Annotated in this window: 23 protein-coding genes; 3 read left to right on the forward strand and 20 right to left on the reverse strand. The window is 40.7% G+C overall.

Going from position 1 to position 21,163, the window contains the following annotated elements; all coding sequences use genetic code 11:
• Positions 1–58 precede the first annotated feature (58 nt).
• Positions 59–436, reverse strand: coding sequence for a DUF1934 domain-containing protein (locus QM874_RS01890; protein WP_414315996.1), 378 nt, complete (start codon positions 434–436; stop codon positions 59–61).
• A gap of 71 nt (positions 437–507) precedes the next feature.
• Between QM874_RS01890 and QM874_RS01895 the strand changes: the two genes are divergently transcribed.
• Both QM874_RS01895 and yidA read left to right on the forward strand, forming a co-directional pair.
• Positions 508–1,812 (forward strand): HD domain-containing protein, encoded by a 1,305-nt coding sequence (locus tag QM874_RS01895; RefSeq protein WP_414315997.1) that lies wholly within the window; start codon positions 508–510, stop codon positions 1,810–1,812.
• Between the two features lie 12 nt (positions 1,813–1,824).
• Complete coding sequence (gene yidA, locus QM874_RS01900; protein WP_075228546.1) at positions 1,825–2,631, forward strand: sugar-phosphatase; 807 nt, start codon at positions 1,825–1,827, stop codon at positions 2,629–2,631.
• A 215-nt stretch (positions 2,632–2,846) separates the two neighbouring features.
• On the opposite strand, the gene QM874_RS01905 is transcribed toward yidA, so the two are convergent.
• From QM874_RS01905 to QM874_RS01965, 13 genes are all read right to left on the reverse strand, one after another.
• Positions 2,847–3,266: a F0F1 ATP synthase subunit epsilon gene (locus tag QM874_RS01905; protein WP_414311312.1), complete on the reverse strand. Its 420-nt coding sequence runs from the start codon at positions 3,264–3,266 to the stop codon at positions 2,847–2,849.
• Positions 3,267–3,276: 10 nt separating this feature from the next.
• Positions 3,277–4,683: a F0F1 ATP synthase subunit beta gene (atpD, locus tag QM874_RS01910; RefSeq protein WP_373074602.1), complete on the reverse strand. Its 1,407-nt coding sequence runs from the start codon at positions 4,681–4,683 to the stop codon at positions 3,277–3,279.
• A gap of 82 nt (positions 4,684–4,765) precedes the next feature.
• A complete protein-coding gene (locus QM874_RS01915) occupies positions 4,766–5,644 on the reverse strand; it encodes a F0F1 ATP synthase subunit gamma (protein ID WP_414315998.1) in 879 nt (292 codons plus the stop codon).
• 15 nt (positions 5,645–5,659) lie between these two features.
• Positions 5,660–7,165 (reverse strand): F0F1 ATP synthase subunit alpha, encoded by a 1,506-nt coding sequence (atpA, locus tag QM874_RS01920; protein WP_414315999.1) that lies wholly within the window; start codon positions 7,163–7,165, stop codon positions 5,660–5,662.
• A 14-nt stretch (positions 7,166–7,179) separates the two neighbouring features.
• Positions 7,180–7,716, reverse strand: coding sequence for a F0F1 ATP synthase subunit delta (locus QM874_RS01925; protein ID WP_281137293.1), 537 nt, complete (start codon positions 7,714–7,716; stop codon positions 7,180–7,182).
• Positions 7,716–8,210 (reverse strand): F0F1 ATP synthase subunit B, encoded by a 495-nt coding sequence (gene atpF, locus QM874_RS01930; RefSeq protein ID WP_004253314.1) that lies wholly within the window; start codon positions 8,208–8,210, stop codon positions 7,716–7,718. The genes QM874_RS01925 and atpF overlap by 1 nt, the downstream gene beginning before the upstream one ends.
• Positions 8,211–8,228: 18 nt before the next feature.
• The gene (atpB, locus tag QM874_RS01935) at positions 8,229–8,945 is read right to left on the reverse strand and encodes a F0F1 ATP synthase subunit A (protein WP_004253312.1); all 717 of its coding nucleotides are present in this window, start codon (positions 8,943–8,945) and stop codon (positions 8,229–8,231) included.
• A 32-nt stretch (positions 8,946–8,977) separates the two neighbouring features.
• The gene (locus QM874_RS01940; protein WP_004253309.1) at positions 8,978–9,178 is read right to left on the reverse strand and encodes a F0F1 ATP synthase subunit C; all 201 of its coding nucleotides are present in this window, start codon (positions 9,176–9,178) and stop codon (positions 8,978–8,980) included.
• 229 nt (positions 9,179–9,407) lie between these two features.
• Positions 9,408–9,719 (reverse strand): CHY zinc finger protein, encoded by a 312-nt coding sequence (locus QM874_RS01945; RefSeq protein WP_223332899.1) that lies wholly within the window; start codon positions 9,717–9,719, stop codon positions 9,408–9,410.
• 13 nt (positions 9,720–9,732) lie between these two features.
• A complete protein-coding gene (locus tag QM874_RS01950; protein ID WP_006148665.1) occupies positions 9,733–11,019 on the reverse strand; it encodes a peptidase U32 family protein in 1,287 nt (428 codons plus the stop codon).
• A gap of 122 nt (positions 11,020–11,141) precedes the next feature.
• Positions 11,142–13,352 (reverse strand): ComEC/Rec2 family competence protein, encoded by a 2,211-nt coding sequence (locus tag QM874_RS01955; RefSeq protein ID WP_414316000.1) that lies wholly within the window; start codon positions 13,350–13,352, stop codon positions 11,142–11,144.
• A complete protein-coding gene (locus tag QM874_RS01960; RefSeq protein WP_414316001.1) occupies positions 13,336–13,977 on the reverse strand; it encodes a helix-hairpin-helix domain-containing protein in 642 nt (213 codons plus the stop codon). Before QM874_RS01960 ends, QM874_RS01955 begins: the two co-directional genes overlap by 17 nt.
• 65 nt (positions 13,978–14,042) lie before the next feature.
• On the reverse strand, positions 14,043–14,612 hold the full coding sequence (locus QM874_RS01965; protein WP_414316199.1) for a GNAT family N-acetyltransferase: 570 nt from the start codon (positions 14,610–14,612) through the stop codon (positions 14,043–14,045).
• Positions 14,613–14,780: 168 nt separating this feature from the next.
• Here QM874_RS01965 and ald point away from each other — a divergent pair, with 168 nt between their 5' ends.
• Complete coding sequence (ald, locus tag QM874_RS01970) at positions 14,781–15,893, forward strand: alanine dehydrogenase (RefSeq protein ID WP_414316002.1); 1,113 nt, start codon at positions 14,781–14,783, stop codon at positions 15,891–15,893.
• 211 nt (positions 15,894–16,104) lie between these two features.
• On the opposite strand, the gene QM874_RS01975 is transcribed toward ald, so the two are convergent.
• The 6 genes from QM874_RS01975 to trmFO form a co-directional block, all read right to left on the reverse strand.
• Entirely contained in the window at positions 16,105–17,091 is a 987-nt protein-coding gene (locus QM874_RS01975; RefSeq protein WP_414316003.1) for a PhoH family protein, read from the reverse strand.
• 210 nt (positions 17,092–17,301) lie between these two features.
• Entirely contained in the window at positions 17,302–17,517 is a 216-nt protein-coding gene (locus tag QM874_RS01980) for a YozE family protein (RefSeq protein ID WP_001232087.1), read from the reverse strand.
• Positions 17,518–17,525: 8 nt separating this feature from the next.
• Entirely contained in the window at positions 17,526–18,380 is an 855-nt protein-coding gene (cvfB, locus tag QM874_RS01985) for an RNA-binding virulence regulatory protein CvfB (RefSeq protein ID WP_414316004.1), read from the reverse strand.
• Between the two features lie 60 nt (positions 18,381–18,440).
• Positions 18,441–18,998: a ribosome recycling factor gene (frr, locus tag QM874_RS01990; protein WP_049529475.1), complete on the reverse strand. Its 558-nt coding sequence runs from the start codon at positions 18,996–18,998 to the stop codon at positions 18,441–18,443.
• Between the two features lie 9 nt (positions 18,999–19,007).
• A complete protein-coding gene (pyrH, locus tag QM874_RS01995) occupies positions 19,008–19,742 on the reverse strand; it encodes a UMP kinase (protein WP_075229078.1) in 735 nt (244 codons plus the stop codon).
• 86 nt (positions 19,743–19,828) lie between these two features.
• Positions 19,829–21,163, reverse strand: a complete 1,335-nt coding sequence (gene trmFO / locus QM874_RS02000) for a methylenetetrahydrofolate--tRNA-(uracil(54)-C(5))-methyltransferase (FADH(2)-oxidizing) TrmFO (RefSeq protein WP_414316005.1) — start codon at positions 21,161–21,163, stop codon at positions 19,829–19,831.

Below are 21,163 nucleotides of genomic sequence, written 5' to 3' on the forward strand. Positions count from 1 at the left end.
TTGCTCGACAATCCAAAGACAATTGAGAGGCTAGGACTTTTTGTCCCAGCCTCTTTTTTTACCCCCAGGTAATTTCTAAGCGATAGTTTGCAAATGGATTTCCTTCTTTGTTTTGTAGTTGATAGGCTAGTTCAATTTTTTGTTGTTCAACTTGATAATGGCTTGTTTGGATGATAAACTCCTGTATCCCCATTGGTGTAGGAATATAGGCAAAACTATCAGCTTCCTTCAGAAAACGCATGATGGTCTTAGGGTTGGAAAATCGAGACATCACCAACTCTGTATCATTAAACTTGAGCACCACTTTTTCCTTCTCCTCATTGTAAAAAAGGAGATAGGAAAAATCACCTTTCTCACGTAACTCAACGTCATAAAGTTGGTCGATCACTTCCAATTGTTCATCAAATTGGATGGTATTTCTCATTCGAATCTTCACTTCAAGTCCTCTTTCTACACTCTTATCCTACTATTTTACCAAAAACTGTAGCTTTTTGCTATAATGGTTTTATGAATGAAAAAGTATTTCGTGACCCTGTTCACAATTATATCCATGTTGATAATCAGATTATCTATGACTTAATCAATACCAAAGAATTTCAACGCTTGCGTCGTATCAAGCAGCTCGGAACATCCAGCTATACCTTTCATGGTGGAGAACATAGTCGTTTCTCTCACTGTCTGGGAGTTTACGAGATTGCACGTCGCATCACCGAGATTTTTGAGGAAAAGTATCCTAAAGAATGGGATCCTTCGGAGTCCCTTCTAACCATGACTGCAGCCCTTCTTCATGACTTAGGACATGGTGCCTACTCGCATACCTTTGAAAATCTCTTTGATACCGATCATGAGGCGATTACGCAGGAAATTATCCAAAGCCCCGAAACAGAGATTCACCAGGTTCTTTTACAGGTAGCTCCAGATTTCCCCAAAAAGGTAGCTAGTGTTATAGACCATACTTATCCAAATAAGCAGGTGGTCCAACTGATTTCGAGTCAAATCGATGCAGATCGTATGGACTATCTCTTACGTGACTCCTATTTTACAGGGGCTTCTTATGGGGAATTTGACCTAACACGTATCTTACGAGTTATTCGCCCTATCGAGAACGGAATTGCCTTTCAACGAAACGGGATGCATGCCATCGAAGACTATGTTCTTAGTCGCTATCAAATGTATATGCAGGTTTATTTCCATCCAGCAACACGTGCTATGGAAGTTCTTCTTCAAAATCTTTTGAAACGCGCTAAAGAACTTTATCCAGATAACAAAGAATTCTTTGCTCGAACTTCTCCTCATCTACTTCCATTTTTCGAAAAAAATGTGACCTTAGCTGACTATCTGGCTCTGGATGATGGTGTGATGAATACCTACTTCCAGCTCTGGATGACCAGTCCTGACAAGATTCTCGCAGACTTATCGCAACGCTTTGTCAATCGCAAGGTCTTTAAATCAATCACCTTTTCACAAGAAGATCAAGAACAGCTTGCATCTATGAGAAAATTAGTAGAAGACATCGGCTTTGATCCTGACTATTACACAGCTATTCATAAGAACTTTGACCTTCCTTATGATATCTATCGTCCTGAATCTGAAAATCCACGGACTCAGATTGAGATTATACAAAAAAATGGAGAACTAGCAGAACTCTCTAGCCTGTCTCCTATCGTTCAATCCCTTGCTGGTAGTCGCCACGGAGATAATCGCTTTTATTTTCCGAAAGAAATGTTAGACCAAAACAGCATCTTCGCAAGCATTACCCAGCAATTTTTACACTTGATTGAGAACGATCATTTTACACCAAATAAAAGCTAAAAGAGGAAATTTATGAGTATTAAACTAATCGCTGTCGATATCGACGGAACCCTTGTCAACAGTAAGAAGGAAATCACTCCTGAAGTATTTGCCGCTATTCAAGATGCCAAAAAAGCTGGTGTCAAAGTTATGATTGCAACTGGACGTCCTATCGCTGGCGTTGCCAAACTTCTAGATGACTTGAAATTAAGAGATGAAGGTGACTATGTAGTGACCTTCAACGGTGCCCTTGTTCAAGAAACTGCTACAGGACATGAAATTATCAGCGAATCCTTGACTTATGAAGATTATCTAGATATGGAATTTCTCAGTCGCAAGCTCGGTGTCCATATGCACGCTATTACCAAGGACGGCATCTATACTGCTAATCGCAATATCGGAAAATATACCGTTCACGAATCAACCCTTGTCAGCATGCCAATCTTCTATCGTACACCTGAAGAAATGTCTGATAAGGAAATCGTCAAATGTATGTTTATCGATGAGCCTGAAATTCTGGATGCCGCTATTGAAAATATTCCTGCAGAATTTTATGAGCGCTACTCCATCAACAAATCTGCTCCTTTCTACCTTGAGCTCCTTAAAAAGAATGTAGACAAGGGGTCAGCTATTACTCACTTGGCTGAGAAACTAGGATTGACCAAAGATGAAACCATGGCTATCGGAGACGAAGAAAATGACCGTGCCATGCTCGAAGTCGTAGGTAACCCAGTTGTTATGGAAAACGGAAACCCAGAACTCAAAAAAATCGCCAAATACATCACCAAATCTAATGACGAATCTGGCGTTGCTCATGCCATTCGAACTTGGGTGTTGTAGAAGAAATGGATACATGAAAACCGCTCAGCAGAGCGGTTTCAGATTGAAGTCAAAAAGATTTCAGTTTTTATAAATCTTAATTATTAATCCCTTCAAATTTATAATTAAATGCGAAAAACGAACAAAGTAGAATTCTGATTAACAGAAAACTATTTTTGTTCGCTTTTTTTATTTAAGCTCGGACTTTTGTCCCAGACTCATTTTTATTTTATAATTTATAATTTATTTCCGACATTGATTCGGTTAATAGCACGTTGTAATGCAATCTTAGCACGACGCTCTTGGTCAATCAAGTGTTTGTCTTGTGCTTCTTCGATTTCACGTTCTGCACGAAGTTTGGCACGTTCTGCACGGCTAATATCGATATCACGAGCACGCTCAGCTGAGTCTGCAATAATGGTAATGACATCATTAGCAATCTCAATGATTCCTCCGTTTACTGCTATCCAGTTGACATGAGAATCATCATCAAGACGTTTGACTTTAACTTCATCAACTGCTAATACCGCAATCATATTTTGATGTCGTGGCAAGATCCCCATCTCACCATCCAGAGTTCGAACCGATACAAAGCTGGCATGGTGATCATAGACGAGGCCATCTGGTGTCACGATCTGGACAGTTAACTGAGCCATAGATCACCTCTTAAAATCCCATTTTTTCAGCCTTAGCGATAACATCTTCGATTGAACCTACTCCACGGAAGGCATCTTCTGGGAGATGATCGTGTTTTCCATCAAGAATTTCCTTAAATCCACGAACTGTTTCCGCTACTGGAACATAAGAACCTGGTTGACCAGTAAATTGTTCCGCAACGTTGAAGTTTTGTGAAAGGAAGAACTGGATACGACGAGCACGTGCAACCAAGGTCTTTTCTTCGTCAGAAAGTTCATCCATACCAAGGATGGCAATGATATCTTGCAACTCATGGTAACGTTGAAGCACACGTTTCACTTCTGCAGCTACTGCATAGTGCTCTTCTCCAACAATTTCAGGTGCCAAGGCACGTGAGCTTGAAGCAAGTGGGTCAACGGCTGGGTAAATCCCCAATTGAACCAATTTACGCTCCAAGTTTGTTGTTGAATCCAAGTGAGCAAAAGCTGTTGCTGGCGCTGGGTCAGTATAGTCATCCGCTGGCACGTAGATAGCCTGGATAGAGGTTACAGACCCCTTCTTAGTTGAGGTGATACGTTCTTGCAATTGACCCATTTCTGTTGCGAGGGTTGGCTGATAACCAACGGCTGAAGGCATACGCCCCAAAAGGGCAGATACTTCTGAACCAGCCTGTGTGAAACGGAAAATATTGTCGATGAAAAGAAGAACGTCTTGACCTTCTACATCACGGAAGTATTCAGCGATTGTCAAACCAGTAAGGGCAACACGCATACGTGCTCCTGGTGGCTCATTCATCTGACCAAATACCATGGCTGTTTTTTCGATAACACCTGATTCTTTCATTTCCCAGTAGAGGTCGTTCCCTTCACGAGTACGTTCCCCAACACCAGTAAATACTGAGATCCCACCGTGTTCTTGGGCAATGTTGTGAATCAATTCTTGGATCAATACAGTCTTACCAACTCCGGCACCACCGAAGAGTCCGACCTTACCACCTTTAAGGTAAGGGGCAAGAAGGTCGATAACCTTGATCCCTGTTTCTAGAATTTCTGAAGAGGTAGACAATTCATCAAAAGTTGGTGCTTTTTTATGAATTGGCTGACGCTCTGCATCTTCACCAAAAGGAGCTTCCAAGTCAATGGTATCTCCCAAAACGTTGAAGACACGTCCTAGAGTTTCTTTCCCAACTGGTACTGAGATTGGACGACCTGTGTCCAATACTTCCAAACCACGGGTCAAGCCATCAGTTGATTCCATAGCGATGGTACGAACCATGCCATCTCCCAACTCCAAGGCTACTTCAAGGACGATTTTTGTTTTTCTTTCGTCATTTTTGTAGACGACAAGTGCATTATTAATCTCTGGTAGTTTCTCACCTGCTGCAAACATGACGTCTACAACGGGACCGATAACCTGAGCAATTTTACCTGAACTCATCTACTTCTCCTATTCTGTATAAGATACTGTCGGTTCCTAGAATGACTAGGTCCTAAGTTCATTTATTCTGGGCAGGCTTACTTTATTCTAAAGCACTAGCTCCTGCTACGATTTCTGTAATTTCTTGTGTAATCGCCGCCTGTCTGGCACGGTTATACTGAATTGTCAAATCATTGATAACTTTCTTAGCATTATCTGTCGCTGTCTGCATAGCTGTCATCCCAGCAGCATTTTCAGCTGTCTTGGCATCAATAATAGCACCGTAAATCATACTTTCTGCAAACTGAGGCAATAGTTGATCCAAGATTTCTTCACGACTTGTCTCAAGCTCAAATGTCAAGCTGTAGTTATCATCTGCTTCATTTGGGTCCAAGTCGACAATTGGAAGCATCTGCTCAACACGCATTTGACTTGTCAGTGTATTCACATGGTGGTTGTAGCAAACATAGAGCTCATCGAAAAGTTCATTTTGATACATTTCAATGGTTTTTGAAATAATCTTGCGCACTTCATCGAAACTCGGTTGATTTGCAAGACCACGCAATTCATAAATTGGCTGAATTCCACGTGCTTTGAAGAAGTCTGCCCCCATACCACCAATACAGATAACTTCAAAATCATCACCTGAAGGATGGTATTCCTTCTGAATTTCCATGACTGCCTTCAAGATTGAAGAGTTATAGCCACCAACTAGACCACGGTCTGATGTAATGACGATATAACCAGTTTTCTTGACTGGTCGGCTAATCAACATCGGATTTGTTGATCCACCTGCTCCATCCCCATGAAGGATATCTGTAAGGAGTTTACGGACTTTTTGAGCATAAATTTGGAAGTTTCGAGCAGCTTCTTCAGAACGACCTAACTTAGCTGCAGATACCATCTGCATAGCGTTAGTAATTTGACTAGTATTTTTTGTTGAGGCGATTTTTGTTTTAATATCATTTAGAGATACTGCCATCTGACACCTCTATTCTTATTGGAAGCTGGATTGATTGAGAAACTCGGTAATCGCAGCATCCAAGACTGCTTCTTCTGGCAAGTCTTTTGTTTCACGAATGGTTTCCAAAATCTCAGGATGTTGCGCATCAAAGAAGTCATGGAATTCGGCTTCAAAGCGGACAATATCATCTACTGAAATAGTATCCAAGAAACCATGTGTCAGAGCATAAAGAATGGTTACTTGTTTCTCAACAGGTAATGGCTTATGAACTGGTTGTTTCAATACTTCAACAGTACGACGACCACGGTTCAATTTAGCCTGAGTAGCCGCATCCAAGTCAGAACCAAATTTAGTGAAGGCTTCCAACTCACGGTATGAAGCAAGGTCGATACGGAGTGTACCAGCAACTTTCTTCATTGCCTTAATCTGTGCAGAACCACCAACACGAGATACGGAAGAACCCGCATCAATAGCTGGACGGATACCTGCATTAAAGAGACTATCACTTAGGAAGATTTGCCCATCTGTAATAGAGATTACGTTTGTAGCGATATAGGCTGAGATATCTCCGGCTTGTGTCTCGATAAACGGAAGGGCTGTGATAGATCCTCCACCCAATTCATCCGAAACTTTAGCTGAACGTTCAAGTAGACGGCTATGAAGGTAGAAGACATCCCCTGGGAAAGCTTCACGACCTGGAGGACGGCGAAGCAAGAGAGACAGTTCACGATAAGCTACCGCTTGTTTTGATAAATCATCATAAACGATCAACACATGCTTACCTTGGTACATAAATTCTTCCGCCATGGCAACCCCAGCATAAGGAGCTAGGAAGAGCAATGGAGATGGTTGTGAAGCAGAAGCTGTCACAACAATTGTGTAATCCAAGGCACCGTACTGACGAAGTGTTTCCACTTGTGTACGAACTGTTGATTCTTTTTGTCCAATCGCTACATAGATACAGATCATATCTTGACCTTTTTGGTTCAAGATAGCGTCAATTGCGATAGTAGTTTTCCCTGTTTGACGGTCCCCAATAATCAACTCACGTTGACCACGACCGATTGGAACAAGGGCGTCAATAGCTTTCAAACCTGTTTGCAATGGTTCTGAGACAGACTTACGCTGCATAACACCAGGAGCTGGTGCTTCAACTGGACGAGTCTTGTCTGTATTGATTGGACCCAAACCGTCTACAGGACGACCAAGGGGATCGACAACACGTCCAATCAAGCTATCACCAACTGGAACTTCCATGATTTTCCCTGTACGACGAATGGTATCGCCTTCACGGATATCTGTAAAGTCCCCAAGGATGATAATACCGACATCTGTTGATTCTAAGTTTTGCGCCATACCATAAGAGCCATTTTCAAAAATCAATAGCTCACCACTCATGGCATTTTCAAGCCCATGAGCACGCGCAATCCCGTCACCAATATAGGTTACAACACCTGTTTCAGTCACATCAAAATTGGGTTTGAAATTTTCAATTTGTTGCTTAATTAAAGCGCTGATTTCTTGTGCGTTAATTGCCAAAAGAACACCACTTTCTATTTCAAATTTTCCTTAACAACTTTAAGTTGTTGTTTAATACTCACATCAATTGTCTTGTGATTGGCAAAAATAACAAAACCACCGATTAAACTATCGTCAATTTTTTCCTTAATGCTACGAACTTTTAGAGACATCTTTTTCTCGATTAGAGGAATTAGTCGTTCTTTCTGTTCACCAGTCAAAGGATGTGCAGACAAAATAGTCACTTCAAAACGATTGGTTTCTTTTTCAAGACGATTCAAGCAATCTACAATCACATCATAAAACAGGTTTGATCTGTGATTGTAAAGTAGAACCTCGATAAAGTTTTGTACTAAAGGTGACACAGAGTCCTGGAAAAAACGAACCGTTTTTTCTTTATCCGACTCATCTACTGCCACCTGAGCTAAAAAAGAAGGTAAGCCTGTTTCTTCAGCTACTTGCTTGATTTGAGACAAGTCTGAAAAAATAGAGTCTTCTTCTCCTTTTTCAATCACTAATTGGACAAAAGGCATGCTGTATTTTTCAATTACCTTTAGAGTCTTTTTGTCCATTAAGCTTCTCCTAGCTGATCGATATACTGATCAATGAGTTCTTTATGGGCCTGACTGTCAAGGTTTTGGGAGATAATTTTTCCAGCTAGACTGATTGTCAAGTCTGCCACATCTCCCTTAACACTTTGTAAAGCTTCAGCTTTATTTTGAGCAATTTCTTGGTTGGCTTTTTCTTTTAAGCGCCCTGCTTCAAGTTTAGCTTCGGCCAAAATATCAGCTTTACTTTTCTCAGCTGTTTCCTTTGCATTCTCGATAATCGTTTTAGCTTCGGTACGGCTACCTGCTAACTCAGCTTCGCGTTTGCTAGCAAGTTCCTCTGCCTTTTTACGGGCTTCCTCGGCACCATCAATATCTGAAGAAATCTTTTCAGCGCGTTCATCTAATACACTGGTAATATTTCCCCAAGCATATTTCTTCACTAAAAAGATCAATAAAAGGAAGGAACCAGCGATCAGAATAAAGTCACCAATAATGGTACTAATAGTTAAATCCATCTTCTAATCCTCCTCTACTTACTCTTCCCCTTCATTTATTTTTTTACCAATGTACATAGATGACAACATGGTAAATACATAAGCTTGAATACATGAAATGAAAATCGAAAATGCTGTCCATAACATGTTTGCAATAAAGGCAAAAGGATACCAATACAAGGCATGTTGTGACAAGGCCAATAGCAATCCTGCTAAAACCTCACCGGCAAAGATATTTCCGTAAATCCGAATCGCCAAAGAGGCAAAATTGGTGAACTCTTCTAAAATGTTCATCGGAGTCATAAAGCCAGGTGTAACAAATGCTCTCAAATATTCTTTAACGCCTCTACGACGAACTCCTTCCACATGAGCGATCAAAGTGATCAATAATGAGAGGGATAAATCGTATCCAAGGTTGGCTGTTGGAGAAGTCCACAAGTTATAACCGTTTGTTGTTTGTACTTTTGCCATTAAACCAATATTATTGGCAACCAAGATAAACAAGAATAGAGAAAATAGGAACAAGGAATAGTCCTTGATGTATGAATCTCCAATGTTTGGTTTTGCAAAACTAACCACAAAGTCATAAATCATCTCAAGAGCATTTTGTTTGCCCTTGGGACGGATGGTCATTTTTCGACTTGCCCAATAGACAAAGGCAAAAACCATCAAAACAGTTACAAGAGACATGGCAAGCAGGGTCAAATCAAAGGATATTGGTCCAATATTAACGGTTGGATTCAAACTTTCTTCCATGGTTTGACACCTCCATTTCTAAATAGAGTTGTCTATTTAATGACAAATGCCATCGCTAGGGTTACAAAGAAGGTACCTTCTACAAAGGCAACACCAAGAATTAAAAGGCTGCGTAATTGGTCAATAATTTCAGGTTGACGAGCGGCAGACTTGAAGAGATTACTCATAATCAATCCTTCAGCAATAGATACACCCATACAGGCAAGACAAAGTCCGAAAAATGTTAAATTCATGACGAATTCTCCTTTTTTAAATTAAATTTACATCCCTAGTTTAGTCCTAAAATTTGCTTTTGTCAACTTTTTACTAGTAATGAAAGCGTTTCGAATCATTTATTTCTAATTTTACGATTTTTAAGACAATTATATAGAAAATATTATTGTCTTTTCCTACCACTTTCACTGCCTTTCCTTGTTTTCTGAAAACAAAAAACCGAGTTTTACAACTCGGATTTGTCAGTTCTTATCTGAAATAAATTGAGTAATGATTTTGACAAGCTGGATTAAATGCAGCATTACAAAATGGACATGTGCCCGTCTCTGTATACTCCTCATACGTTAGTGTTTTCCCACAGGATCCACATAAGATAGGTCTATCCTCTTTCAGATTTAAAGGATAGGGAGAAAATACGTGCGACTCCAGTTCATTATGACACTGATAACAGGCATAGTATTTTTTACACTCATAGCACTGAAGTGCTACGATATCCTTATCACTATGGTAATGAACACATCTGCTTTCATGATCTACTAGTAAGCCCTGAGCTTGAACCATTCTTTTTCCTTATCTAGGCACGAACTGTGACGCTTGTTCCATCTTCTTTGTAAAGATTGATGAGACCTTCTTTCAGGGCACGTACCATGTCACCAGCTTCTACTGGTTGAGGAACCTTGATAGTCAAAAGTTCCATTGGATTTGGTGCGCGATCGATTTTATTTCCTTTAGCATCGTGAAGGTCTTCAATATATGTCTCAAAATGACGGAAACCTGGACCGTAGAACTCAACTTGGTCGCCTTCGTTGATAACATTACGTTGACGAATAGTTGCTGTTTGGGTTGCAGCATCATAAGCTACTACTTCAGCAACAAACTTGTATTCTGGAATCTTACGACGAGCACCAAACAGTTGCTCATTTTCAGATGGTGTTCCGTAGTAGAAACCTGTAGCCAACTCACGTTGGGCAACCTTCCACATTTCATCAATCAAGTCTTGCTTAATAGCTTCAAACTTTTCAGGGCTTTCAAGGTAGGCATCAACAGCTGCCTTGTAGCAGTTTGTTACTGTTGAAACGTAGTGGATAGACTTCATACGGCCCTCAATCTTAAGACTGTCTACACCATTTTCAATCATATCTGGGATATGGTCAATCATAGACATATCAACCGCAGACATAGAGAATTCTTCAGGAATTTCTCCCTTGAGACTCTTACGTTCCTTACCGAAGGGCATATCGTAAAGGTCATATTTCCAACGGCAAGATTGTGAACATCCACCACGGTTGGCATCACGCATACTCATATGGTTAGAAAGAGTACAACGACCAGAGTATGAGATACACATAGCTCCATGGACGAAGGCTTCAATCTCAACATCTGTACGTTTTCGAATCTCTGCCAATTCTTCCATAGAAACCTCACGCGCCAAAACGACACGAGTCAAGCCAAGTTCTTTCCAGAATTCTAGGGTTTCGTAGTTAGTCGCACTAGCCTGGGTTGAAAGGTGGATTTCAAGTCCTGGCGCTTCTGTTGCTGCAATCATGATCAAGGCTGGATCTGATACGATAACTGCTGCAATCCCAATATCACGTAATTTACGGAACCATTCGCCGGCCCCTTCTTCGTTTCCTTCGTGCATGACCATATTAGCAGCCACATATACCTTAGCTCCATACTTAGCCGCGAACTGTACTCCTTCTTCCATTTGTTCGAAAGTAAAGTTCCCTGCACGGCTACGAAGACCATAGGCCTGACCACCGATAAAAACAGCATCTGCTCCATATTGAACAGCTACTTTTAGTTTTTCTAGTGTTCCTGCAGGTGATAAAACCTCAGGACGTTTCAAAGTTTTTGTCATGTTTTCTCCTATTTGTAATATAAAAGTTTGACACTAATCTTTACCATTTTATAGCAAAAAGGTTCTAAAATCAAGTTTTGATTGATTGTTTAGACAATTTTAATTTTCTTGAAAAACTAAGCTCAGCGAACTGTTTCTATTTGCCAAGCACTCCAACCTTTAAAACGAATGGCCCCCTTTTGATCCGTTTTGTAAATCGAATTCCCAAATTCTTGGTTGTTCTCCCCATTTTTTTCTTTGAATTTTTTCTTCTTGTCAACAGAAATGACAGTGATTTTAGGCTGGAAGATTTCGAAGACTTCGACATCAGTCTTTTTCTTCGATGCTTGTTGATGAGTTAGCACTACATCTGCTTGGAGTTTTGGATAAGACTTGGTTAAGAGCTTCTCCTCTATATTTCCAGTGATTAGAAAGGTTTGGTTTAGTAGCTTTCCATACATTGCTATTGAGGCTTTACTATCACTGTTTTGATTTTCGATTACTTCTAAACTACTCCCAAAAATAAATAACTGCTCTCCTGTTTTAATAGGACGTACTTTCAAGTTACTTTCATTTAATTTATCCATAAATTCTCTTTTAGATAGAGTTTCTTCAGTTACTAGAATCTCTCCAAGATTGAAGGCTTTACTAATTTCTAGTAGATGGTCTAGCTGCTTAGGTTCACTATCCGTTAAAACAAGCTGATCAATCTTTGCCACTCCTCGACTTTTCAGATAGGGAATTAAACTCCGTTTGGCAACACTCGAGGTGACTTTCTCCTGCCAAGCTTCTTTTTTCTCAACTGCTAACTTTTCACCGACATCCAGTAATATTGTCTTTCCTGTCATGTCTCTTAGGAAAATGCTACGTCCCTGCTCCATGTCTAGAACTGTGATTTCATTTTCCAGTGGATGTTTGGTTACTAAGAAAAGTAAAACGATAAATAGGATAAGCAAAGGTGCTTTCTTCAAATTTTTACGATAATCATAAATCAGAGCCAAAGAGACTAATAGACATACCAGAACCCAAAGACTCGGTTGACCAAAAACTAAAGGTCTAGTAGATAGCTGAGATACATAGCGTATGATGTTTTCTAGCCATTCAAAAAAAAAGTTAAACTGGGTAATAGGATATATCCATGACAGACAGAAGAGTATTGATAAAAGTGGTAGCAAGACCATATCAAATAAAAAAGAAAAGACAAAGGTTAAGAGTATGGACCAAGGTTGAAATTCAGAAAAATAGAATGATAAAATTGGCAGAATTCCTAGGGAAATAATGAAACTTTCTCTTACCAAACCTTTTATCCCTGCTACTTCTTCACCAGTCATGGTCAGGATAAAGGCATAGGCACAGGAGAGCACTCCACCAGCAGTTAGGAAGAAATTCGGCATCACGATAAACAGGACAAGGACTGTCAAAGCTAAGTTATCCAGACCCTTGAAGCCATGCTGAGCCAAAAGTTTTTGCAACAGGCTTCTAATGACAGAAGCTGAGAAACCTGTCAAACCTGCATAGACCAAAGAAAAGGGATAGGCAAGCCATTTGAACTTCTCTTGCGTCAAACCCAATCGTAAGAGTGACTTCTTAAAAGCATTCATGAAGAAACCGACCTGCATTCCTGACAAAGCAAAAAGGTGAATAATCCCTAGACTGGAATAGAGTTCGTTCATTTCCTCAAAATCTGTGTCCAAGTGCCCTAATAAAAGACCTGTCATATAATTACGCATGGGGTCAGGAAAATTCCTTTTAATCCAGACAACTGCTTTTCTCCGCAAGCTGGATAGATTTTCTCCTATATCCCAGCTGGATGTTTTCTTTAATTCGACCATTTCCGATATAGTTAAGGTCTGATAAATCCCCTGTGTTTTGAGATAGTTTTGATAATCAAATCCAGCAAAATTATTTGCTCCTTGAGGAATAGCTAGCTTTCCTTTTACTACTATCTCATGCAGTTCAGATAACTCTTTAAACCTTTCCTTTTCAGACTCTGACTGGAATTTATAATAGACCTGAAAGAGTCTGCCATCAGCCTTCCCACGAAAGGATAAACTATCTCCATTGACCTTGATAGTATCAGGCAAGATTCGTACCGTATTAACGGAGTCAACAAGATGTTGACTCGTTTCTTCTTGTTGCCATTTTTGAAATATAAACCAGCTTCCAAAAAGACCACAAACAAAGAGAACCTTGACCACAGTCTTCCATGGAAATTGAAAAAAGAGGCAGAGCAGTAAAAAGACAAAGCCCAAAAGTGCTAAAAAGCTTGCTGAAAAGATAGCATAGTAGAGCCAAAGCAGGAGAAAACTGAGATAGATTTTGGGAATAGGAATGTGTTTAATCCACTGTGACATATTCTTTTAGCTTTTCTATTGTTTTGGCACCAATGCCAGAGACCTTCTTGAGCTCATCTACTGACTTGAACTTCCCATTTGTTTCACGGTGGTCGATGATGTCCTGAGCACGTTTGGCACCTAAACCCTTGACTTGTTTTAACTCTTCAAGACTAGCTTTATTAAGATTAACCTTCTTGCTTTCCTTACTTCCAGTCGCATTTGAATGGGCCTCTTGGCTAGTAGTTTCTTCCTTAGTTGGAACATAAACAAGTGCTTCGTCACTAATTCTCTGAGCAAGATTGATAGACTTACTATCAGCATTATCTGTCAGTCCGCCCGCTTTTTGGACAGCATCATTGATCCGACTTCCAACTGGCAAATCATAGATTCCAGGTGATTTGACAGCACCTTTGACATCGACAGTAATTAGATCTTGCTCCACTGCTTCTTCCTTCTGATTTCCATCTTCCTTTTCATCCGTCGAATCCTTTGGAACAGCTGCAACTTCAGTCTGCACCTTTGTTTCCTTAGCAGGTGCTTGAGCGACTGGCTTTAGGAGGAAAAAACCACCCAAGACCAAACCCAAAATAGCACAGATAACAATGATTTTATATTCTTTGATTTTCTCAATAAGTTCTTCCATATTTTCTCCTCTCTTATCTTATTCGTAAGGCAAAGAAAAAACAGCTGAAAAATCTTTTCAACTGCTTACTTATTTGCAAAATAATCTTCCTTGGTCAAGACATAATGCACTCTTGTCACGATACGACCTTTTTCATGCTGGTCCATACGAGCATAAGGTTCTTCGTGAGAGAAGCGCATGCCTGATTTCTCCATGACCTTTCCTGAAGCAGGATTATCCTTATCGTGAAGGGCTGTCAACTTATTCATTCCAATTTCTTCAAAGGCCAGTTTAATGACGGCACGATTGGCTTCAGTTGTCAAACCTTGATTCCAATATTTTTGATGGATAATGTAACCAATGGCTGCCTTCTTAAGAACAGTATCGATCTTGTGCAAGTCAATAGTTCCGATAAACTCTCCAGTACTTTTTAGTTCAATGCCCCATCGACCCAAGGGATTGGCTAGATAAAACTGGGCAATATTATTCTTAGTTTCCTCTAAACTTTGATTGGTTGGAAAAGTATAGCGCGTATTTTCCTGGTTTGAAGCATATTCAAACATGGCTTCTGCATCATCAAGTGTTACAGGTCTAAGCACTAAGCGTTCTGTTTCGATAATTTGATGCTTAGCTAGTTTGATAAATAGTGATTCCATCATTTCACCTCCCAAAATAGGTTGCTAAAAGAATAACATAAAAGAAATAGGTTTACAAGTTTTTCTTGCAATTTAAAACGGTTTTATATACAATAAAATCATCACAAAAATTCAGAAGAATTATGTGATGCAACAATTGAAACAGCTTAATAGAAAGTGAGTTATCCTATGTTAATTGGAATTCCAAAGGAAATTAAAAATAATGAAAATCGTGTTGCTTTGACACCTGCTGGTGTACAGAGTCTTGTTGGTCGTGGTCACCGTGTCCTCATCGAAACAAATGCGGGACTTGGATCTGGTTTTGCTGATGCTGACTATGAAAAGCAAGGAGCTGAGATTGTCGCAACTGCTGCTGAAGCCTGGGCTGCAGAGTTAGTTGTTAAAGTCAAGGAACCCCTTGCTAGTGAGTACCAGTTCTTGCGTGAGGACTTACTTCTCTTTACCTACTTGCACATGGCAGCAGCTCCAGAATTAGCGGATGCTATGCTTGCAGCGAAAACAACTGGTGTTGCTTATGAAACTGTGCGCAATACTGAAGGTCAACTTCCTCTATTGGTTCCAATGAGTGAGGTTGCAGGTCGTATGGCTGTCCAAATCGGAGCTCACTTCTTGACGAAACAAGCTGGTGGTTCTGGAGTTCTTTTAGGTGGTGTCCCAGGTGTACCAAAAGGAAAAGTAACCATTATCGGTGGTGGTGTCGTTGGTACACACGCAGCACGTATCGCTCTTGGTTTAGGAGCTCAGGTAACTATTCTTGATATCAGCGCTAAACGTCTCTCTGAACTTGAAGATGTCTTTGGTCACCAAATCCAAACACTCATGTCTAACCCATTTAATATCGAAGCAAGTGTGCGTGAAGCAGACGTCGTTATCGGCGCAGTTTTGATCCCTGGTGCCAAAGCTCCAAAATTAGTGACCGATGACATGGTTCAACAAATGCGTCCTGGTTCTGTCATCGTCGACGTTGCTGTAGACCAAGGTGGTGTTATTGCAACAGCTGACCGTGTGACAACTCATGATGAACCTGTCTATGAAAAACATGGTGTTCTTCACTATGCGGTTGCCAACATTCCTGGAGCTGTTGCTCGCACATCTACCATCGCCCTTACAAATGTGACTCTTCCTTATATCGAAGCCTTAGCAGGTAAAGGATTTAAGAAAGCTATCCTTGAAGATGCTGGCTTGCTTGAAGGTGTGACAACCTATCAAGGATACCTCACCAGCCAACCAGTTGCAGAAGGCTTGGAACGTGACTTCACTTCAATCAGTGAACTTGTCTAAAATGATTTATAAATTAAAACTATAAAAATAGAGGCTGGGACAAAAGTCCTAGCCTCTCAATTGTCTTTTGATGTCGAGTAAGACGCAGTGGTTGAGTGGGTTCTACTAAGCTGATTTCATCAGCTTTTACAGCCCTACTCAACTGTGCGGAGGTGGGACGACGAAATCGAATTCTAACGAATTACCGATTTCTGTCCCACTCTCTTTTTCTTTATTCTGTTTCTTCTTGATTTTCTTTAGCTTTGACAGGTCGAGGTTCATAGGCTCTGATAATTTGAGCGACAACTGGGTGGCGAACCACATCCTTGGCTGAGAAATGAACAAAGTCAATTTGGTGAATATTCTTAAGTTTTTCCTGGGCATCAATCAAACCTGATTTAACATTACGCGGCAGGTCAATCTGGCTAATATCCCCATTGACAATCATTTTAGAATTAAAGCCTAAACGAGTCAAGAACATCTTCATCTGCATGATGGTTGTATTTTGCGCTTCATCCAAGATAACGAAGGCATCATCTAAGGTACGCCCGCGCATATAAGCCAGGGGTGCAATCTCGATGATTTCACGCTCCATAAGACGGGTAGTTTGATCCTTCCCAAGAATCTGATATAAAGCATCGTATACTGGACGAAGATAAGGATCTACCTTTTCCTTAAGATCTCCTGGAAGAAATCCTAAGCTCTCCCCTGCTTCTACCGCAGGACGTGTCAAAATGATACGCTTGACTTGCCCACGCTTGAGAGCTGTTACGGCTAAGGTCACTGCTAGGAAAGTTTTACCTGTCCCTGCCGGCCCAATACCAAAGGTCACATCGTGTTGTTTGACACTATCCACATAAAGCTTTTGACCCAAGGTTTTAACACGGATAGGCTTGCCTGTATTATCCTTGATAATTTCTTCTTCATAGAGGGCGACAAACTTATCGATCTCATTATTCTTAACCATTGTAATGGCTGTCACCACATCCGGAGTTCCAACAGTCATTCCACGATTGACCAAGACCATCAAGGCTTGGATAACTTGGCGGGCTTCCTCACAAGCCGACTCCTCCCCCAAGACTTGTACAATCTCTGTACGAGCATGGATGATGACATCTAACTCATCCTCCATCAAACGAAGATGGCGCTCATTAGAACCAAAAAGATGAAATAAATCATCTGGATGACTAAGTTGAATGTCTATTGAATGTTCCTTCAAACAAAGAACCTCTCTAACTCTTTAATTTCGTTTTATCATTTTTGTTTTCTTTTAGGTGAACTAGTCTTCAAGTCCCCACCATCTTGACAATAGGTCACAGACAAAGCTAGTTGCCAAATAATGGGAAAATTTCTCATAAAAGTTAAACTGAATGACTATATTATAGCAAAGAGGCTGAGAAATTACTATTCCCAACCCCATCTAGTAGCCTTAATGTTCTAGATATTCTTGCCAAATTCGATCGAAGTCACCCATATTAAAAGAAAAACTAGCATGTTCCTCTAAAAAACGACTGACTTGATCGAAATCATCTGTATGCTTTGGGAAGGCAGACTCCTCAAAAGCCAAATCCGCTAAAATTGCTTTGGGACTATTGCTTTTAGGATTGCGCTCGGTCATGAGCCAAGTATAAAATGATTTTCTCATAAGCCTCCCTAAATTAACTCTGTACCAAACTGGTCTTGTTTAATTTTTCCAGCTTTCATCAAACCACCGAGCGCTTTTTTAAATTGACCTTTAGAGATACCAAAGGTTGCCTTGATATCATCTGGCGCTGACTTATCATTCAGGGTCATGAAGCCACCATTGCTTTCCAAGTAAGTTAAAATCATCTGGGCATCATTTTCCAACATCTCAAAAGAACGTGGTTTTAGTGAAAGATTGAGTGTGCGATCCACCTCACGGAAGCCAATAACACGTACATCTAACACTTGCCCCAAACGTGGCTCTGCATAACGCTCACTTGGATGGATGAAGCCAAGCATGTTATTTTCTGGCAGGTAAACAAAAGTTCCTGACAACTTGAGACGATAAACAATGGCTGGCCAGTTCTGATTTTGCATGTTGTTGTAGGCAGGACGTGCCAATCGTTGGAAATCTTCCTGATAAGCCAATACGCCCCAGATACGGTCCTTCTTGTCCACTTCTAGACGAATGTATAGGCGATCGCCTTTCTTTGGCCAAAGTTCTTTAAGCTCAGGTAGAATATCCAGTGACACAACGATTTCCTTGTCAGGAAGCCCTGTATCAACAAAGACCCCCAAATCCTTACGGACTTCTGTTACGGTTCCCCAACCAAATTGGTCCTGAGTGGCAGTCACTTCTAGAGTTGTTAAGCGGAGCTTTTGCTTCATGTCTGTGTAGGCAAAACCTTTGACCGTATCACCAACTGTATGCTGACCTTCTTCTTTAGCTAGGGCATATGTTTGACCATCCTTTTGAACAAAGTAAAAACGGTCATTTTCATCGATGATGAGTCCAACGATAAAACTTGCAAGATTTGTATTCATATTTCCTTCTTTCGAATAAAACTCAGCCAGCAATGCCAACTGAGTTTTTCTGTTTATTTCTTAGACTTCCAAGATTTCTTTCTCTTTATTGGCAGTCATGTCGTCGATGTGTTTAACAGCATCGTCTGTTGCTTTTTGAATATCTTTTTCAAGAGTCTTCAATTCGTCTTCAGTGATTTCTTTTGCTTTTTCTTGTTTCTTAGCCTCGTCCATAGCATCACGACGGATATTACGGATAGCAACTTTAGCATTTTCACCGACTTTTTTCACTTCTTTAGCAAGGTCGCGACGAGTTTCTTCTGTAAGAGCTGGGATTACCAAGCGAATAACAGAACCATCGTTAGCTGGTGTAATACCTAAGTCTGAAGCATTCAAAGCACGTTCGATATCTTTCAAAGATGATTTGTCAAATGGTGTTACCAACAAAACACGCGCTTCTGGGATTGTGATAGAAGCAATTTGATTAAGTGGTGTTTCAACACCATAGTACTCAACGTGGATGCGGTCAAGCAAGCTAGCATTAGCACGACCAGCACGAATACTTCCAAACTCACGAGCAAGTGAGTGGTGAGATTGGGTCATTCTCTCTTTTGCTTTTTCTACGATTGCGTTTGCCATATTGATTTCTTATTCCTTTTCTTCGATATTATTTGAAACTGTAGTTCCGATATTTTCACCAAATACAACACGTTTAATATTCCCTGGTTGGTTCATGTTGAAAACTACCAAGTCAATATCATTGTCCATTGAAAGTGTTGAAGCAGTTGAGTCCATGATACGAAGACCTTTATTAATGACGTCACGGTGAGTCAACTCTTCAAATTTAACAGCTGTCTTATCCTTTTTAGGATCAGCATTGTAGACACCATCAACCCCATTCTTAGCCATCAAGATAGCGTCCGCTTCAATCTCAGCTGCACGAAGAGCCGCTGTTGTATCTGTTGAGAAGTACGGTGAACCAATTCCCGCACCAAAGATAACAATGCGTCCTTTTTCAAGATGACGAAGGGCACGACCACGAACATAAGGTTCTGCTACTTGTTGCATGGCAATGGCTGTTTGAACACGTGTATCCACACCAACTTGTTGCAATGAATCTGCCATCACAAGAGCATTCATAACGGTTCCAAGCATTCCTGTGTAGTCTGCCTGAACACGATCCATTCCAGCTTCCGCTGCAGGTTCTCCACGCCAGAGATTTCCTCCACCAATAACGAGGGCAATCTCAATACCTAAGTTATGTACTTCCTGAATTTCTTCAGCCATTGCTTGAACAGTTTTGATATCAATTCCGACACCACGTTCGCCAGCAAGGGCCTCACCTGATAACTTAATCAAAATACGTTTATATTTGGGTTCCACCTGACTTCGCTCCTTTATTTTATTCAAACTATTTTATCACAATTTCTAAGATTTTTATAGTATCATGAGTATTTCTTTTAAAAAAATTAGATAGTTAAAAATTCCTCTAAATCAGCCAAGGCACGCTCTGCAATTTTTTCATAACGAGCCTTCTTATCACGAATGCGTTCACCTTCCAGCTCCTTGATAATTCCGAAATTGACGTTCATTGGCTGGAAGTGTTTGCTGTCCGCATGGGTGATGTAATGTGCTAGACTGCCAATTGCAGTCGTTTCTGGGAAAATAGCAGGACTTTCTCCCTTGAAAAGACGAGCTGCGTTAATACCAGCTACTAGACCTGATGCCGCTGACTCAACATAGCCTTCCACTCCAGTCATCTGACCAGCAAAGAAGAGATTTGGTTGTTTCTTAGAACGGTATGTTTGCTCAAGAAGATTTGGTGAATCCATGTAAGAATTACGGTGCATAACTCCGTAGCGAACAAACTCCGCATTTTCAAGACCTGGAATCATTTGGAAGACACGTTTCTGTTCTCCCCATTTAAGGTGAGTTTGGAATCCAACGATATTGTAGAGACTACCTGCCGCATTATCCTGACGAAGCTGTACAACCGCATAAGGTGTTTTAAATTCTCCATCACGAGGTCCTGTGTAGTCGTCCGGATACTCCAAACCAACTGGTTTCATTGGACCATAAAGCATGGTTTTAATGCCACGTTTGGCCATGACTTCAATAGGCATACAACCTTCAAAGTACTTTTCTTTTTCAAAAGAATTAAGCGGAGCTTCTTCCGCATTGACCAAGGCTTCATGGAAATCCATAAATTCTTGTTTGGTCATAGGGGCATTGAGGTAGGCCGCCTCTCCCTTATCATAACGAGATTTGAGGTAGACCTTGCTCATATCGATGGTGTTGACATCGATAATAGGCGCTGCAGCATCGTAGAAATAAAAGCCATCTCCTCCGTTGAGGGCATGAATCTTTTCAGCCAAGGCATCGCTAGTCAAAGGACCAGTTGCCACAACTGTAATGGCATCTGTCGGCAATTCTGTAATTTCATCACGAACGACCTCAATCAAAGGATGGTTAGCAATTTTTTCAGTAACCATTTGGGAGAATCCTTCGCGGTCAACCGCAAGGGCTCCACCAGCAGGAACACGAGTTGCTTCAGCAGATTCCAAGATAAGAGAACCTAGGCGACGCATTTCTTCCTTGAGAAGACCTACAGCATTTGTAAGAGCATCTCCACGCAAGGAATTGGAACAAACCAACTCGGCAAAATTGTCTGTTTTGTGCTGAGGTGTCGACTTGACACCACGCATTTCATAAAGTTTAACTGGAATACCACGCTCTGCGATTTGGTAAGCTGCTTCAGAACCTGCCAAACCAGCACCGATTACATTGATATAAGATTGAGACAC

This window comes from Streptococcus infantis (assembly GCF_047463615.1).
Classification (GTDB): domain Bacteria; phylum Bacillota; class Bacilli; order Lactobacillales; family Streptococcaceae; genus Streptococcus; species Streptococcus infantis_X.